The organism is Hymenobacter segetis (assembly GCF_038448715.1).
Lineage (GTDB): Bacteria > Bacteroidota > Bacteroidia > Cytophagales > Hymenobacteraceae > Hymenobacter > Hymenobacter segetis.
Window position 1 is genome coordinate 116173 of sequence record NZ_JBCEVZ010000004.1, and the last position, 18211, is coordinate 134383.

8 protein-coding genes are annotated in these 18211 nt (G+C 61.1%); 5 read left to right on the forward strand and 3 right to left on the reverse strand.

Going from position 1 to position 18211, the window contains the following annotated elements:
* Positions 1-291: 291 nt before the first annotated feature.
* A complete protein-coding gene (locus AAFH49_RS03255) occupies positions 292-8307 on the reverse strand; it encodes a T9SS type A sorting domain-containing protein (protein ID WP_342295975.1) in 8016 nt (2671 codons plus the stop codon).
* A gap of 495 nt (positions 8308-8802) precedes the next feature.
* Here AAFH49_RS03255 and nuoK point away from each other — a divergent pair, with 495 nt between their 5' ends.
* The 3 genes from nuoK to AAFH49_RS03270 all read left to right on the forward strand — a co-directional run bounded on the left by nuoK (position 8803) and on the right by AAFH49_RS03270 (position 13095).
* Positions 8803-9147: an NADH-quinone oxidoreductase subunit NuoK gene (gene nuoK / locus AAFH49_RS03260; RefSeq protein WP_342295976.1), complete on the forward strand. Its 345-nt coding sequence runs from the start codon at positions 8803-8805 to the stop codon at positions 9145-9147.
* 95 nt (positions 9148-9242) lie between these two features.
* A complete protein-coding gene (gene nuoL / locus AAFH49_RS03265; protein ID WP_342295978.1) occupies positions 9243-11195 on the forward strand; it encodes an NADH-quinone oxidoreductase subunit L in 1953 nt (650 codons plus the stop codon).
* 370 nt (positions 11196-11565) lie between these two features.
* A complete protein-coding gene (locus tag AAFH49_RS03270) occupies positions 11566-13095 on the forward strand; it encodes an OmpA family protein (RefSeq protein ID WP_342295979.1) in 1530 nt (509 codons plus the stop codon).
* Positions 13096-13248: 153 nt separating this feature from the next.
* Here the strand turns inward: AAFH49_RS03270 and AAFH49_RS03275 are convergent, their stop codons facing one another.
* A complete protein-coding gene (locus AAFH49_RS03275; protein WP_342295980.1) occupies positions 13249-15867 on the reverse strand; it encodes a TonB-dependent receptor in 2619 nt (872 codons plus the stop codon).
* Positions 15868-15915: 48 nt separating this feature from the next.
* Positions 15916-16275 carry a winged helix-turn-helix domain-containing protein gene (locus AAFH49_RS03280; protein WP_342295981.1) on the reverse strand — a complete coding sequence of 120 codons (360 nt, stop codon included), beginning with the start codon at positions 16273-16275 and terminating at the stop codon, positions 15916-15918.
* 98 nt (positions 16276-16373) lie between these two features.
* Here AAFH49_RS03280 and AAFH49_RS03285 point away from each other — a divergent pair, with 98 nt between their 5' ends.
* Both AAFH49_RS03285 and AAFH49_RS03290 read left to right on the forward strand, forming a co-directional pair.
* Positions 16374-16775 carry an NUDIX hydrolase gene (locus AAFH49_RS03285; protein WP_342295982.1) on the forward strand — a complete coding sequence of 134 codons (402 nt, stop codon included), beginning with the start codon at positions 16374-16376 and terminating at the stop codon, positions 16773-16775.
* 85 nt (positions 16776-16860) lie between these two features.
* A complete protein-coding gene (locus tag AAFH49_RS03290; RefSeq protein ID WP_425293314.1) occupies positions 16861-18204 on the forward strand; it encodes a PQQ-dependent sugar dehydrogenase in 1344 nt (447 codons plus the stop codon).
* Positions 18205-18211: the final 7 nt, after the last annotated feature.

An 18211-nucleotide genomic window follows, 5' to 3' on the forward strand; every position in this document is an offset into this window, starting at 1 on the left:
TGGGGTAGGGCTCCGCACCAAAATAGGTTTTCTTATTTCATCAGTGTTTCGGGGTGTTCAAGCGCAGTGTTTCGCCGTGTCGTTCCAGAACAGCACTGCGAAATACTGCGCTTGAACACCCCGAAACACTGCGTGAAATGCTAATGTGCAAGCCTTGATATTGCTGGGTATTCCGGTACTGAAGCGTTGTCGGCAGGGCGGCCCCGCTCCAGCAGCAGGCCCAAAATAAAAAACCCCGGCTGCTAGTGCAGCCGGGGTTTTGGAGGTAGGATTCAGAAAGGTTACGTTGCGCTATTCTACCACCACTTTGGTGGTCAGCTTGGCGCCCTCCGTCGTCCAGGTTACGAAGTACATGCCCGTCGCCAGCGGACGAGCCGGCTGAATGGCGGTCTGCATCGTGTTGGGCGCTACGGCCTGCGTGAGCACTAGGCGGCCCACGTTGTCGAACACCTGCACCGTGCTACCCGTGCTGCCCGTGAGGCCGGTGATGGCCAGCTGGAAGCCCGCGTGGGTGGCAGGGTTGGGGTAGGCCTGCAGCACCGGTGCGGCATTTTCCGGCGCATAGCGCACCGTAGCCACCGGCGAGTAGGCCAGGGTGCCGTCATTGTCTACCTGCCGCAGGCGGTAGTAGCTCAGGCCGGTCAGCGGAGCCGCGTCTACCAGGGCGTAGTCGTGGTGCAGGGTAGTGCTACCCTGCGCCACTACACGACCAATCTCATTGAACCGCTGGCCGTCGGCCGAGCGCTCCACTGCGAAATAAGCGCTGTTCTTTTCCGAAGCCGTGGCCCAGTCCAGGTGCACGGCCGCGCCTTTGAGCGTAGCCGTGAATTGCACCAGCTCGACGGGCAGCGGCGCGGAGCCGGTCAGGGGGTTATCCACGCTGTTGGTCGAGGCCAGGGCGAAGAACGAGTTGTTGTTGATAACGGTCTGATTGGCCGCAGAAACGGTGTAGCCCCGGGGGGCATCGGGCGAGTACACGCCCGCGCCGCCGGCCGTGCTCCAGGGGCCGCTGGCGCCAGCCGAGCGGGCTACGCGCAGGTTGCCGGGCACGTTCACGGTTTCATCCACCACATCGGTGTTGAAGCTCAGCTGTACCGTGGGCTGGGTGATGGTGCCCGACAGCAGCTGAATACGATAGTAGCGGTTGGCCGAGAGGTTCGACAGCGTGCCATCGACTGAACCGGCCGGGGCACCGTTGATGATTTCGACCAGCACCACCGGGCTCGACGAAACGCCCAGGGGCTTAATCGTGACGGGGCGGTAGCGGCCGCCAGCGCCCACCGGGAACACCCGGATGCTGGCGGCGTCGTTGGGCAGCGTCATGGCCAGGCGACCCGACACGTAGGAGCTCAGCGTGTTGCCGATAATGGGCTGGGTGGCCGTATTGGTCAGGCTGAGCGTGTTACTCGAGCCCGCCGGCCCCGTGTAGAAGAGGCCATTCTGCAGGGTCAGCAGGTCGGCTACCGTCACGTTGGTATTCGAGCCCATCACAAGGGTATTGCCCCCGAACTTCTGCAAGTCCCAGAAAGTGGTGTTGCCGGTGATGTAGTGGTTAACGTCCGTGAGGAACTGCGCCAGGCTGGTGCCTTGGTCGAAGGTGCCGGCGTTGGTGAAGTTGCCGCGCAGCACCAGCGTGGAAGTGCCAGCCGAGAAATAACCGCCCGCAGGGATGCTGAAATCCGCATTGGCGTGCAGCAGGTTGGTGGCGGTGGCAGCGTAGTAGCCCGCATTGGTGAAGGAACCGGTGGCATTCACCTCGCCGGTGGCGGCCGAGAAGTTGCCGGCTGCCGTGTTGGTGAAGGTCGTGTTAACGTCCAGGTTGCCGGTGCCGGCCAGGTAGGTGCCGCTGTTGCTGAAGCTGGTGCCCACGGTGATAGCGCCCGCGCCTTTCGTTGCATCGAACGTGCCGCCGTTGGTGAGCGAGGTACCCGTTTTGAAGTTACCGTTGCCCAGCACCAGCGAGCCGTTGTTGGTCAGGGCGGTGCCCAGGGTTACCGCGCCGGCTCCCAGATTCACCGTGCCAGTGCTGGTCGTCGTGAGCGCAGCCCCGGTCGTGAGCTGGCCATCGTTCAGGTTGAGCGTGCCGGCCACCGTGGCCCCGCTCGTGGCCGAGGCCAGGGCAATGTTCTGGCTGGTGGGGTTGTCCACCGTCGTGCCAGCGGCCACGTTTAGGGTGCCGTTGATTGTCAGGTCGAGGTTGGTGAACTGCTTGGCATTGCCGCCCGACAGGGTCAGGTTATTGTACGTATCGCGGGCCGGCAGCTGCACGGCTCCCGTGAAGTCCACGGTGCCGGTGTTGGGCGCGACGAAGTTGCTGTAGTTACCGGCCGGAAACAGGGCCGAGCCAATGCGCAGCGTACCCGTGCCGGTCACGGTGTTGAAGTTGTTGGCCGCGTTGGCCGCCAGGTCCAGCGTGCCCAGCAGCTGCAGCGTGGCCGCGCCACGGCCCGGGCCGTTTGAGTTGATGAGGTGGCCACTGTTAATCACCACCGGGTTGGCCAGGGTGGGGAAGCTGGTGGGCAGCGGGCCGGAGTCGGTACCGTCCGCATTAAACGTCCAGGACGAAGCCAGGTCCCAGGCCGCGCCGGCGGCCAGGCCGGCCGTAGCGTTGCGGCTGTAGTAGGTGGGCACCGCGCCGAACTCCGAAATCTCGCCACCCGTGTAGTCGCCACTGATGTAGTTGACGCCGGTGTTGGTGAGGGTGTTCGCTGTGGCATCCACCACGCTGCCGCTGATGCCGTTGATGGGGTTCCAGGCCCCGTTCAGGAAACGGCCCAGCTTGTAGCTGGTTTCCGTGCCATTCACGTCGTTGCCCGCGCCGTTGTCGATGTAGGTGAACTGCTGGGTGACCGTGGGCGAGGCGCTCAGGCCCGTGCTGCTCACTTTCCAGTAGTAGTTCAGCTCCCGGGCCAGCGGGTTGGTGGTCGAAGGATGGGCCAGGGCGATGGGCTGCACCGTGATGGTGCCGGCCACCGCGTTGGCGGTCAGGTTCATTTGCACGGGCGTGTACTTGGCAGCTGCCCCCACAGGGAAGGTGAAGTTCAGCGCACTGGCGGGGTAGCTCTTGCGCAGGCCCAGGTCGGCCACAATGCCGTTGGTCCGGATGAAGCGCGCGGCGCTAAAGCCCGTCACGGCCCCGGCGGCGGGGTTGCTCAGCCACAGCAGGTTCGAGCCAATGGTGAACACGCCGTTGTTCAGCGCCAGCACCTGGGTGATTTCCTGGTTGGCCGTGGCGGTGGCCCCAGCGGCGTTGTTCAGCGTCAGGTTGCCGAAGCGGCCTGCGCCGTTGCCGCCAATGTTTTGGTTGGCGGTGCCGGCCAGGACGATGCTGCCCGCGCCCGTGCTGGTGTGCGTGGCCGAGTTCAGCACGTCGCCCAGCGCGGTGAGGGTTTTGCCGTTGTCGTCGAGGGTGCCCTTGGTCAGGGTCAGGGTGCCGGCCGTCAGCACGTTGCCGCCGAGCTGCAGCTTGCCGTTGGTCTGGGGCGTGTTCAGCACCAGGCCGCCGAATACGGTCAGGTTGCTGGCCGTGCCCGTGAGCAGCTGCGTGGCAATGCCGCCCAGGAAGGTCGTGGTCTGCGTGGTCGAAATCGGCTGGAAGCCGCCCGCGTTCAGGGCCGTACTGGCCGAAGTGTTATTATTGATGAGGCTCTGATAAATGTTCAGCCCCAAGCTGTTGGCATTGAAAAACGAGTTGTCGTTGCCAATGGTCAGCGAGCCTTTCAGCGTCAGCGGGAGTACGCCCGTCAGCAGGCCGGTGTTGGTGTTCGTGTTGTTGGCACCGGTTTCCACGCGCAGGTCGTAGAGCGGCACCGTCGAGCTCACGCTGACGGTCACGTTGCCCGCGCCAGCGGCGGTGTTGCCCAGCACCACCGTACCGCCGGTTACTACCGTCGAGTCGGGGGCCAGGTACAGGTCGGCCGCGATGGTGGGCCGGCCGTTGGAGCGGTGCAGGTTCATGGTGCCGCCGCTCATGCGGAAGATGCTGCCCTTGCCCTGCACTTCAAACAGGCCGCGCTCGTTGCTCTGGGCTGCCGTAGCACCCTTGCCGTCGATGTCGATGGTGCCGCCGGTCTGCTCGAAGCGCAAGGCCCCGTCGAGGTTGGTTACCGTGCGGCGAATCTGGCCGTTCACGTACAGCGTGGCGGTGCCGCTCACCTTCAGGGTGGGGGTGCCCGCGCTGGCGTATTCCAGGTCGTTGCCGGTGCCGGCGGTGCTGCCCACGCTCAGGCTGCCTTGCAGCACCTGCACTTGGCCCGCCATTTTCAGGTCGGCGGCCGCGCTGGTGTTCGTGGCTACGGTCACCGCAGCATTGGGCGCATCTACGGTCAGACCCGCGTTGTCGGTGATGAGGTAGGGGCTGGCCGCGTTGTGAATGGTCAGGGGCTGCGTGCCCGAATTCTTGGCGTAGCGCAGCGTGCCGTTGGTCAGGGTCAGCCAGTTGCTGGTTGGCGTTGTGAGGGTGCCCGCCACGTCCAGGTTCAGCGTGGCCGTGCGGCCGATGCCCTTGTTCACCGTGAGCGAATATAGGTTGGTGGTGTTGGCCGTAGGACCGGTGATGCTCGCCGGTTGGCCGCCGGTGAAGGTGAGGGCGGCCGTTTTGCCGCCGGTGTTGAAGTTCAGCGTACCGTTGTTGGTAGTCGAGCCGCTCACCAACAAAGTGTTGGCAACCGCAGCGCCACTGCCGTTGGTGTCGAAAGTAGCCCCGCTGCTAACCTGGATATCGCCTTCAATCAACAGATTGCGCGCATTACCATTGCTGAAGTGCAGCGCGCCCGTCTGCACACCCAGCAGCGTCCCGATGCGCAGGTCGCCGTTAGCCGTGCCGCTCAGGTACGCATCGCCGGTGTACGCGGCGGCCGTACCAGCCTTTAGCTGCGAATAAATGCGCAGGTCCGCGTCGGGAAGCGTAACGCTCGTGTTGGGAAGGGCATTCAGGGAGAGGTTGTTGTACGAGGTCAGGGCCAGGCCCGTCGACGAAGTAGTGGGCAGCGTTACCGCTTGGTTATAAGGGTCTGCGGCATAAGCGGTAGTCGTTGTGTAGTATTCTACAGTACCGCCGCCCGCTTGCAGGAAAGACCCGAAATCACCGCCCGGGAAGGTGGTCGTCGTCGTGTACACATAAGGGTCATTCTTTTTATTTGCACCCGTGCGGGTAGTGGTCGAGGCCATGCGCAGCAAACCCGACCCGCCCGGCTTCGAATCCGGCAAAGCGCCGAAATTGAGCCCCGTAAAGGCCTGGGCATCCAGCGTTGAGCCATTGTCAATCACCAGCGAGCCGGCTTTGGCATTGTTGGCTGTCACGGTCACCGTGTGGTTGGCCCCATCGGCCGCCGAGCCGATGAAAACCGGGTTGCCGGCCCCGGGCACCGTGGTGGCCGCTGCGCCGCTGAAGCTGCTGGTGCTCCAGGTAGCGGGGGTTTCCCAGTTGCCGCTGCCACGGCTGTAGAATGCCGTGACGGTGCCGAACGCAGCTGGTTCGCCGGCGGTAAACTCGCCGTCGACCTGGTCGATGGCGCTGAAGTTGATGTAAGAGAGCGACGAGCCAATGCTCATGTCGTTGGTGGTGTACTTCGTCCAGGCAATGGGCAGGTAACGGGCCGGTACGTAGTTGGCCCGGGTGCCGGGCGCATCGGTATTGGTCATCGTAAACTGCTCGTATATCGAACCCGCGGGGATGGGCCCAAAGCCGGCACTGCGCACTTTCCAGTAGTAAGCCAGCGAATTAGTGGTGCCCGTTACGAACGGATTACGCGAGCTCACCGGGCTCACGCTCACCCGCCCAAACTTGTCGAGAGGGGCCGAAGAGGCCAGGCGCAGCTCAATCACTGCCGGGGCGTAGCGGGCCGTAGTGCCCAGGCCCGTGCCCACCGGAAAGGTGAAGGAATCGCCTTTGCCGTAGGTTTTCTGCAGGCCCAAATCGCTCTGGTTGCCGGCCGTCTGAATAAAGCACGAAGTAGAGAAGGCGTTGCCCGGCCCCAGGGCCAGTGCGCCCGTTTGCCCCGAGCTTTCCACGTTGGTCAGGGCCAGGCGGTTCGAGCCAATGGCGAGAATGTTGGTGCTCAGCATCGTGAGCGTGCTGGCCACGCTCATGTTGGCCGTAAACGTGACGGCCACGGTACCCGTGGCGGCCGAGTTGTTGATTTTGAGGTTGCCAAATACCCCGTTGCCATCGCCGCTCACAATTTGGTTGGTCGTGCCGTTGAGCACAATGCTACCCGAGCCGCCGGCGCTGGTGTGCGCTGCCGAGTTCACCATATTGCCCAGCACGTTGATGGTTTTGGTGCCGTCGTTGAGCACGCCCTTCAGCAGCGAGAGGGTGGCCGTGGCCGGCACCCGGTAGGTCGTGACCGTGCCGCCCAGCGTGAGCGTACCGGCCGATTTGTTAACCGTCCAGTTATTGAACGTGCCAATGCCAGCCGTGGCCCCAATGGTGCCATTGTTGGTCAGCAGTTGGTTTTGCGGGCCGCTGAAAGTCGTGGTATTGGTGCCGGGCAGGTAGGTGCAGCCCGTGCCGATGGCCAGCGTGCCCTGGATGTTGACGTCCAAGTTAGCGGCATCGAACGTAGTGGGGTTCGTGGCGTCGAGCGTGAAGTTGTTCAGCACCGTGATGGGCTGGGCATTGTTGGTGGCCCCGGTCGTGTATTCCGACGTAATGTTCGCGAGCAATGCCTTACTGGTACCGCCCGCCGTTGGCTTCCGGATGGTCAGGTTCCAGAGCGGGGCCGTCGACAGAATGGGGGCGTTGGTGTTCGTATTAGGCAGAATGATTTCAATGAGGCCGCCGCTAACACTGGCGTTATTCGGGTCGACTCCGATGTGGAAAGCGCCGGTCGAGTTGGCGGGGTTGCTCACCCGGATGGTGCCACCCGTCATTCGGAAGCCCTGCGTGAGGTAAGGAATCGAGAAGCGGGCCTGGGCCACGTAAACAGACCCAACATAGGTGCCGACCGCTTCGAACGTTCCGCCAGAGATGATGAACGAGCCTCGGTGCGACGACGAGGTGCTCGACGGCCGAAACTTATCCACCGTAGTGGTGCCGCCCTCGATGAGCAGTTGCCCATCCTCGCGCACCACCATGGCATCATAGTTAACGCTGGTCAGCGAACCCCCGCTAATCCGATACGTGCCGTATACGATGAAGGCGTTGGCGTAATTGTTAATAACCGTGGCCCCGGCTATCCAAAGCGTGGGGCTGGTGGACGAAGACCCGAGCGAAAACCCGGTGCCCGTGGTCGTAACGTTGCTGATTTTGGCCAGATAAACGTTGTTGCCGAGCTTGGTTATGCCGTTCACCAGTACCAGCAGGTCCACGTTAGCGCCTACGTGGCCGAGGCGCAGGTTGCCTTGGGCGTTGCCGTGCAAGCCCTGCGCCGAGGTCACATTCAGCAGTACCTGGCTGTCGATGCCCTTGTCTACTTTCAGAATATCGAGGTCCGTATCGCCGTTGCAGGCGAACGTGGCACCGGTGGCACCCGAAAAAACGAGCGTGGCCACCTGATTGTCGTCGGCGGTGCCGTTGTGTAGGTTCACCGTGCCGTTGTTGATGAAGCTGCCGTAGGCCGTCAGCGTATGCGTGCCGTTGTTGGCGCTGCCCACGCCCAAAAACGTGCCCCCGCCAATCGTGATGTCGCCATACACGCTAAGGGCGCGGTTGGCCGCCGCGTTTCCTATTCTAAGCGAAATGCCCGCGGCCGCAGCAGCGGCGGCAGCAGTAGCGTTGTCATTGCCCGAAGGGAAAGCCGTTGCGTTAGAGCGCAGCAGCGTTAGGTTGCCGTTCACCGTCAGGTTGGCATCGAGGTAGGTGCTGTAGGCGGTGGCCGTGGTGTTCAGCAGCCGCAGGTTGTTGTACAGGCCCGAAACCGGGATTGGCAAGGCCGTAGGACCAGCGGCCCAGTTATAGAATTCGACGGTGCCCGTGTTGGCATCATCGAAGTTGTTGGTCGTCACCGTCGGGAAATATGGCCCCGCGATGCGCAGCGTGCCCTGGCCGGATAGGCTGGCCAGCGCCGGCAGGTTGTTGGTGGCCGTAGTCAGGTCGAGCACGCCGCCCTTCTGCACCGTCACGTTCAGGCCCGTGGCTGCCACCAGGTTTTTTACTGACAGCACGAAGCTGTTGGTAATTACCACATTGTCGTTGGCCGCCGGAACCCGGGCATTGATGCTGGTTGAGCCCGTGGGGTCAGTCGTCCAGCTGTAGGCGGCGTCCCAATCGCCGGTGGTTCCGCCTCCGTTGAACGTATACAAGGTCTGACCCATTGCCAACGTACTCCAGAATATGGATAATAATCCAAGTAAGAATGGTTTCATGAAAAGAAGGGAATGTGAATAATTCGGTAAAAAAGGGTAAGCAGGAGTTAAGGAAATGTGGCTATAGTTCTACATAATACAAAGTTTGCATAATTAATCCATTAGAAAAAGCAGCTTTGGCGCTCGGGAAAAGTAATGCCCGATTATCTTTAATGGAGTTAGCTTCATCATGGAAAAGTTTAATATTAGGCGATATTTCTCTTGATTTGCCAATTGAACTTTTGTTATAAATTATTTATGAGACGGTTTTTCTCTAACCATAATTATTTATATTGATTTGAATAGTTGTTTATTGTGCATAGCCCACGATGCAACCACTTTACTGGATGCGAAAACGGTCCGCGCCCCTGGTTTTGGATAGCATAGGAGCAGGGACGGCTCCTTTGCCCCGCCCCGAAGCGCCACGGGTTGAATTGTGATTTTTGGACTGGTGGTTTTTCGGGTACCTTTGCCGGCCGGCCGGCTGCACGTTGCCCATTCGCCGGCCCTTCCTGTATGGACCCAACCGTTTCCCAGACCATCCCCGAAGTCATTCGGACCGTACCGCTTCAGTACTACGTTTTCTTCGCCTCGGCCCTGTTTGCCATCGGCGTCACGGGCGTGCTGGTGCGGCGCAACGCCATCATCATCTTCATGTGCGTCGAGCTGATGCTCAACGCCGTGAACATCCTGCTGACGGCCTTTTCGGCCTACCGCTCCGACCCCCACGGCCAGATTTTCGTGTTCTTCATCATGGCCGTGGCCGCCGCCGAAGTCTCGGTGGGCCTGGGCATCATCGTCATGATTTACCGCAACTTCCAGACCACCGACGTCAATTTGTTGAGTCGTCTGAAGTGGTAGGGGCGGGGCTTGCCCCCGCCCGGCCGTTCGCGCCGTTATTCTCCTGATTTCATCGTTCCGCTAGCCGGGCAGGGACAAGCCCCGCCCCTACGTACATGCAAGAAACCGTTCTCCCCGGCGCCAACGCCCCTTATTCTACGTTCATCTACGTCCTGATTCCGCTGCTGCCCTTTCTGGGCTTTTTGCTGAATGGACTGCTGAACAAGAAGCTTTCCGGTACCGTGGCCGGTCTCATCGGCAGCGCCACCGTGCTGGGCTCGTTCCTGATTTCGGTGATGCTGTTCCTGAATTTCCAGTATCAGTACACCGTGCAGCTGTTCGACTGGATTTCGGTGGGTTCGCTCCAGATTCCCTTCCAGTACCAGATTGACCAGCTGAGCCTTATAATGCTGCTGCTGGTGACGGGCGTGGGCTTCCTGATTCACGTCTACAGCATCGGCTACATGCACCACGACGAGAACGTGGGCAAGTTTTTTAGCTTTCTGAACCTGTTCATTTTCAGCATGCTGCTGCTGGTGATGGGGGCCAACTTCGTCATTCTCTTCATCGGCTGGGAAGGCGTGGGCTTGTGCTCCTACCTGCTCATCGGCTTCTGGAACAAGAATACGGCCTACAACAACGCCGCCAAGAAAGCCTTCATCATCAACCGCATCGGTGACCTGGGTTTCCTGCTCGGTATTTTCCTGATTTACCTCACCTTCAACTCGGTGCAGTACGCCGAGGTGTTCCAGAAGGCCAGCCTCGGCCAGTTCGGCACGTATGGCGTGGGCATCTGCACGGCCATCACGTTGCTGCTGTTTGTGGGCGCAATGGGCAAGTCGGCCCAGCTGCCGCTCTACACCTGGCTGCCCGACGCCATGGCCGGCCCTACGCCGGTTTCGGCCCTCATTCACGCTGCTACCATGGTAACGGCGGGTATCTACATGGTGCTGCGGGCCAACGTGCTGTTCACGCTCTCGCCCGATACGCTGCAGGTTGTCGCCATTGTGGGCGCGGCTACGGCGCTGTTTGCGGCCACCATCGGCCTGGCACAGAACGATATCAAGAAGGTGCTGGCTTACTCCACCGTTTCGCAGTTGGGCTATATGTTTCTGGCGCTGGGCGTGATGGGCTACTCCACCGCTCTGTTCCACGTTCTCACCCACGCCTTCTTCAAGGCGCTGATGTTCCTCGGGGCCGGCTCCGTGATTCACGCCATGAGCAACGAGCAGGACCTACGCCGCATGGGCGGTCTGCGCAAGGCGCTGCCCATCACCTTCCTCACGTTCCTCATCGGCTGTCTGGCCATTTCGGGCATTCCGCCGTTTTCGGGCTTCTTCTCGAAAGATGAAATCCTCGCGCACGCCTTTGAACACAACAAAGTGCTGTGGGCCATGGGCCTGCTCACCGCTTTCCTGACGGCGTTCTACATGTTCCGCCTGCTCTTCCTGGCTTTCTTTGGCGAGTTCCGGGGTACGGAGGAGCAGAAGCACCACCTGCACGAGTCGCCCGCTTCGATGACGTTCCCGCTCATCGTGCTGGCTATTCTGGCGGCCGTGGGCGGCTTCATGGGCGCGCCGATGTTTACCGGTGGGCACCATTACCTGGCCGAATATCTGGCCCCGATTTTTACGTATTCGCAGCGTATTCTGCCCGAGGTTTTCTCGGCCAAGCCCGATGAGCACACCGAATTGATGCTCATGATTGCCTCGGTTGCCGCTGGCTTGCTGGGCATCATTCTGGCCTATGTGATGTACGTGGCCCGCGCCACGCGCCCGGCCGAAGACGAGGCCCACCGCTCGGCTCCCGAAAGCCTGGTGTATCACAAATACTACATCGATGAGCTGTACAATAACGTGTTCACGCGGCCCATCATGGCGCTGTCGACGGGCCTGTATAAGTTCGTGGAAAACGGCGTTATCAATCCCGTGGTGGGCGTTTTTGGCCGCGCGGTGAATGGCGGTGGCCAGCTGCTGCGCTACGTGCAGACCGGTGCCGTGGAAACCTATCTGATACTGATGGTCATCGGCATCGTGCTGATTCTGGGACTGAATTTCGGACGGTTCTAGGACCTGAATTTTCGGGATAATAATTGGGAAAGCCGCCTGTGAAAACAGGCGGCTTTTTTTATGTGATTGCCCGTTGGCAGGCAGCTTAAAGAGGCTGGTTTGCTAAGTGGATAAGGCCGTCGATAGCAGAATAAAGCCAAACATTTGCATTTGTAATTACTTGACTCATATCATTATTCTGTTTTGGTGATTCGATGCTAAAGAGCGAAGAGAACAACTTTTTTAGCTGGAAGGGGTATAGCTGCACATCCAATGCAAGATGGGCTGAATGGCTCGCAGCGGATATCGCATCTATTCCACACACCTAAAATTTATGGTCTCAAAACCTAATCTCCTACGTGGCCTTGCCCTGGGAGCAGTCGTGCTTGGCATGGCCGCTCCGCGTGCTCAGGCCCAAACCGCCGACCGCAAAACGGCGCTCAGTGCCAATATCGGCCTGATGCAATACAGCGGCAACCAAGGCTCCGACTTCTGGAACCGTTCCGGCAATGACCTGTCGGTGGGCGGCGGCGGAACCATCACCCGCTACCTGTCGCCATCGTTCGATGTGGCCCTGCTGGGCTACTACGAGACGTACAAGTTTAGCAGCGAGCTGTTCCAGGCGACTAACTTTGAGTCGCGCACCGGCATGGTGGATTTGGGGATTAAGCTCAAGCTCAACAACGGCAAGATTCTGAAAGAAGACGCCCGCATTCAGCCCTACCTGATGGGTGGCGGCGGCATGTTCCTGGCTAATAGCTCGGGGCAGGTGCGCGGTGCTAATTTCGGCGTGACGCAGATTCGGCGGCCCGAGGTATTTGGCCTGGCCGGTATTCGGGTGCGGCTCAGCGATGCCGTGTTCCTGGACCTGACCACCAGCCAGCACTACCCCTTCACGGACCGGGTAGACAACATGAGCAGCCCCACCGACAAGCTGTATGACCGGTTCCTGCTGCACCAGGCCGGCATCACGGTGGCTTTGGGCAAAATGAAGGATGCTGACGGCGACGGCGTGTCGGACAAGAAGGATAAGTGCCCCGGCACCCCAGCCGGCGTAGCAGTTGACCCCAACGGCTGCCCGCTTGATAAAGACGGCGACGGCGTTCCAGATTATCAGGATAAGTGCCCCGACGTGAAAGGCGTGGCCGCCCTGCAAGGCTGCCCCGACCGTGACGGCGACGGCATCACCGATGCCGATGACAAGTGCCCCGACGTGGCCGGCATCGCCGCCCTGCAAGGCTGCCCCGATGCTGACGGCGACGGTGTAACCGATGCCGCTGACAAGTGCCCCAACACCCCATCGGGTGTGAAAGTGGACGCTAACGGCTGCCCCATTGATACCGACGGCGACGGTGTTCCCGATTACCAGGACCGCTGCCCCAACCGCCCCGGCCCGGCCAGCAACAAAGGCTGCCCCGAGGTGAAAGCTGAAACCAAGAAGCGCCTGCAGGAGGCCACGAAGTACATCAACTTCGAATTCAACAAGGCCGTGCTGCTCCCCAGCTCGTACCCCACGCTGAAGGACCTCGCCAAAATCATGGAAGAGTATCCCGACTACACGCTGGGCATCTCGGGCCACACCGACAGCAAAGGCGCTGACAACTACAACCTGAACCTCTCGGATGCCCGTGCTGCTTCGGCCCGCACCTACATGCTGAGCCAGGCTGTGCCCGCCGACCGTATCGTGTCGCATGGCTACGGCGAAACCAAGCCGATTGCTGACAACGCCACGGCCGCCGGCCAGGCCCTGAACCGTCGCGTCGAGTTCGACCTCTACCTCACCGGCGACCCCAACGCCTCGGAAGTGAAGTACGGCCCGGCCCCGACCATCGTGCCCGAGCCAGTGAAAGCTGCTCCGGTGAAGAAGGCTCCCGCCAAGAAAGCTCCTGCCAAAAAGGCCCCGGCCAAGCGCAAGAAGTAATCAAGGCTCAGCGCTAGCTGATGAATGAAAAAGGCCCGCTCGATGAGAGCGGGCCTTTTTTTGTGGCCGTTGGCGATTCGCCAGGCTTTCACAGAACGGTAATTGCTGGCGGGGACCCCCGCTAGCGAGTTCATTTTTCAGGTGGTAGGGTGGCTACATCGAATAGGTGATGGCCAAGTAATACAGCCCGCCCACGCTCGGCCCGCCGAGGTAGGACACGTAGTAATTATTGAGCGCATTGCTGGCCCCCAGCTTGAAACGCAGGTTGGGCGCGGGCACGGTGTAGCTCAGTTGGGCATCGAGGGTGTGGTAGGCGGCCACGTTGCCATTCACCAGGAAAGTTTGGGAATAATAGCCCTGCTGCCAGCGGTAGTTGAGGCCGAAACCGAAGTTGCGGTAGGCGTTTTCATTGCCCAGGCTCAGGTTGTAGGCCCAGCGCGGGGTGTTGAAACCGTCTTCGAGGCCATCGCCGCTTTCGGTGCGGTCGAGGCGGGTATAGGTGGTGTTGGCCCCTGCCAGGTAGCCGCCGGGCAGCTCGTAGCGCAGGCCCACTGAGCCGCCGTAGTTATAGACTTTGCTCTGGGCATTGGTCCAGAGGCGGTAACGGTTCTGGGTGGATTTTGCGTTGAGGTAAATGGCCGTGGAGTCCGGATTCAGCGTTTTGGGCACGTAGGCTTCCACCTGGGCAATGAAGTCGCGATAGGTGTTGTAGTAAAAATCCACATCGACCAACAGGCGGCCTTTGGGCAGCAGCGCGGCCTTATAGCCCACTTCGAGGGAGTTGATGTGCTCGGGTTTGAGGTAGGTGTAGGGGTTTTTCACCAGCAGGCCCTTGTTCTGCGCGATGGCCTGGTTTTGAATGGCCAGCTTCTGGGTGGCCGTGGCATTGGCGGGCGTATTGGCGTTGATGTAAGCCGTATTGGCGGCCCCAAAAGCATCAATGCTGGTGCGCAAATAGCTGTTCTCAAACACGCCGTCCGACATCACCCGCAGCCCCCCGATGCGTTTCACCTGCCCACTGTTCACATTCGAAAACCCCTCAAACAAGCTCGGAAACCGGTACCCACTCTGGTAGCTCACCCGGAAATTGGCCTGCTGGCCGGGCGAATATACGGCCGTGAAACGCGGGTTGAATTTCAGGTCGAAATAATCGTTCTTATCAGCCCGCAGGGTGGCCGTGAGGCGGATTTTCTCCTTGAGCAGCCGCGCCCCGGCCTGCACGAAACCGCCGGTTTTGGAGTAGGTCAGGTTGTCGCCGAGCGGGTCTTTGCCCTTCTCGGGGTTGATGAAATAGTTGCCGTCGGGCACCACGATATAGGTGCGGTGGTCGGCCCCGGCCAGCACATCCAGGGCGGCGGGCAGGCGGTGGCCGCCTCGGCGCAGGGCCTCAGCCAGGTTCACCTGGCCCTCGGCGTGGAGCAGGTCGGCGCGCACGCGCAGGGCCGCGCCCACGTCCCAGTTATTGATGCCCTGCACGGTGCTAAGGCTGTTTTGGAAGGCGGGAGTGCCGGGCTGGGGGCGGCCGAAATCGGCGGCGGCGCGGGCGGTGGCGTGGGCCTGGGCAATGGGTTGGCCGGCCTGGGTGGCGGCGTTCCAGGCGGTGGTGTAGTCACGGTTCCAGGTGGCATCGGGCTTGTAACTGCGGTCGATGTTCTCGGCGGCGGAGCGCAGGTTATAGCTCTGGCCGGTGTTTTCCTGGGTGAAGTAGGCGCGGGCCTGCACCACGGGCGTGGTCAGGCTCAGGGCGTGCTGTTGGAGCCGGTAATCCTGAAGCTGGAAGCGGTTCGAGCGTTGGTACACGTTATCGAAACTGGCCACGCGGTAGGTGTAGGCCAGCTCGGTGCCGGGCCGGAAGCGGTAGTGCAGCGCGGCATCGCCTTTGAGGGTGCGCAGGTGGTAGTCCACCACGTCTTTTTCGGCGTAGCCGGTGCGGGCCACCTGGTAGTTTTTGCCGCCCAGGTTCAGCGTACTGCGGTCCGATGACTCGTTGCCATAGCCGTTCACGGGGTCGCGGGCTGGGTTTTCAGCCCCGAACAGGCCGGTGTTGGCGTTGCCGTTGGGGTTAATGTCGGTCTGGTCGTTGGCCACCCAGTCGTAGCCACGTAGGTAGCTGCCGTTCACCTTGAATGCCAGCTTCGTGCTCAGCACCTTCGCGTAGCGCAAGCTAGTTTCGGAGAAGATTTTAGCCCCGGTATTGGCATCATTAACGTGGTTAATTCCCGTTTTCTGCTGCACGCTCAGCCCTTGGGAATCAAAAGGGTTTTTCGTCCGAAAATTGGCCAGCCCGTTGATGGCGTTCAGCCCGTAGGGCGCGGCGGCCGTGCCCGGCACGATTTCCACTGATATGATATCCAAATCAGTCGGTCCCAACACATTCCCAATCGGCCCGCTGATGTGCGGGGCCTGATTGTCCACGCCATCCACGAGCTGCGCGAAACGCACGTTGGTGGTGTTAGTAAAGCCCCGGGCATTTATCACCTTAAAAGCCAGGCTGGGTGTAATCACCTGCACCCCCTTAAGATGCTCAATAGCATCGAAAAACGACGGCGTGGGCGTGAGCCGCAGCGCCCGGGCATTCAGCTTTTCCACCGTCACTGGCGATTGCAAGAAGCTTTCCTCGACTTTGGAAGCGGATATCACCACTTCCTCCAAATCAACTTTTTTGCGGGTCGTATCGGCGGGGGCTACGGTTTGGCTATGGGCGGCCATCGCCGGGAGGGCGACGGCCGCAAGCAGCGCTGGGCGGGCGCGGTTGGGTAGGAGCATGGACATGAAAACGGCCGTTGTATCCGTAAAGATATAACGACCGGTTTTATATCCTTACTCGTGTATCCGGTTTGTTTCGAGCGCCATGAATTCCTGGAAACGAGCTTGCAGGGCTTTAAAGGCCACAATGGCGGCCTGGCCGGCCTCCGTCACCACAGCACCGCCGCCTTTGGTGCCGCCGGTTTGGGTGCTCACCAGCGGCGTGGCGGCCTGCGCATTCATGGAGCTTACTAGGTCCCAGGCGCGCTTGTAGGACATGCCCATGGCCTGCGCGGCCTTCGAGATGGAGCCCAGCGCGGCAATCTGCTCCAGCAATTCCAGCCGGCCGATGCCGAGAAAGCGGCCGTCGTCGGTTTCGAGCCAGAGGCGGCCGTTGAGGCGGTAGGAGCGGGTGGGTAGCAGGAGGGATTTCATGAGGCAAGTATAATGTAGCCGGCCCTTGCCGGGGCTGTGCTACCTTTCGACAGTGGTATTGCCACCAGTTTAATAGTTATGGGCCAATGCCATTCCTTATGCCAATCATCGACAAAATAGCCTGGCTGCACCTGCGTGATGGCCAGGTGCTGAGCACCCGCAGCCACGGCAAAGACCGGTACTATTTCCCCGGCGGCAAGCGCGAGCCCGGCGAAACCGATGCCCAAACCCTGCTGCGCGAAATCGAAGAGGAGCTGACCGTGGCCCTCGACCCGGCCAGTCTGATGCACGCCGGCACGTTTGAGGCTCCCGCCCACGGGCACCCGGCGGGCGTGCTGGTGCGCATGGCCTGCTACTACGCCCGCTATACCGGCACGCTGCAACCAGCCGCCGAAATCGCGGAAGTAGTGTGGCTGACCTACCGGCACCGGGCCCAGGTATCGGCCGTCGACCAGCTGATTTTTGACTGGCTGAAGGAACAGGGATTATTAGCTGAGTAAAGCTGCGCCGCAACCAATTCGGCACTCGGAAGTAAAGACAGCTGCCCCCGCGCGTCTCCAATCAGTTGCGTGCGCTACGCTCTCCATGATGATGTCGAAAAACATTCCGCTACTGCTGGCCGGTCTGGGCCTGCTGGCCGCCTGCGGTGGACCCAGCCAACAGGAAAAGCGGGAGGCCGCCGCCAACACGCCGGCCCAGACCGTGGCCACGCCCGCCGCCGACTCAGTGCATCTGCCCGCGCCCTATGCCACCAAATCAGTGTCCAACCGGGTGAATATCCAGCCCTGGCCGGCCGGCAAAATGCCCACAGCGCCCGCCGGCTTCACGGTGGCGGAGTACGCCGGGAAGCTGGACAGCCCGCGCTGGTTGTACGTGGCCCCTAACGGCGACGTGCTGGTGGCCGAAGCCAGCACCATCCCGCTGAGCATGAGCCGCAAAGTAATAGCCGAGCTAAAGCTGGACAAGTCCCGCTCGCTACGCGACCACAGCGCCAACCGCATCACGCTGCTGCGCGACACTAACCACGACGGCACCCCCGACCTGCGCACCACTTTCCTGGCGGGCCTCAGCCAGCCGTTTGGGATGCTGATTATCGGCAACAACTTTTACGTGGCCAACACCGATGGCGTATTGCGCTTCCCCTACCAGCCGGGTGCTACCAAAATCACGGGCTCGGGCCAGCGCATTCTCGACCTGCCCAAAGGTGGCTACAACAACCACTGGACCCGCAACCTGCTGGCCGCGCCCGACGGCTCCAAAATCTACGTGACCGTGGGCTCGAGCAGCAACGTGCAGGAGCACGGGGCCGAGGAAGAAGTGCGCCGCGCCAATATCCTTCAAATTAACCCCGACGGCACGGGCGAGAAAATATTCGCCAGCGGCCTACGCAACCCCATCGGTCTGCAATGGCAGCCCGGCACCGGCAAGCTCTGGACCGTGGTGAACGAGCGCGACGAGCTGGGCGATGAGCTGGTGCCCGACTACTTCACTAGCGTGACAGAAGGTGGCTTTTACGGCTGGCCCTACTCGTATTTCGGCCAAAACGAAGAGCCCCGCCGCAAAAACGAGCGGCCCGACCTCGTCAAAAAAGCCTTGGTGCCCGACGTGGCGCTGGGGGCGCACGTAGCCGCGCTGGGCCTCACATTTTATGACAAAGACGCCTTCCCCACCAGGTACCGCAACGGCGCTTTCATCGGCGAGCACGGCTCCTGGAACCGCACGCGGTTCTCGGGCTACAAAGTAGTTTTCGTGCCCTTTGCCAATGGCAAGCCCGGCAAACCGGAGGACTTCCTCACCGGTTTTCTGGCCGGCGGCGACACGAAGGACGCTTACGGCCGCCCCGTGGGCGTGGCCACGCTGCCCGACGGCTCGCTGCTGGTGGCTGATGACGCGGCCGACAAAATCTGGCGCGTGAGTGTCGCTAAGTAAGCCTTGA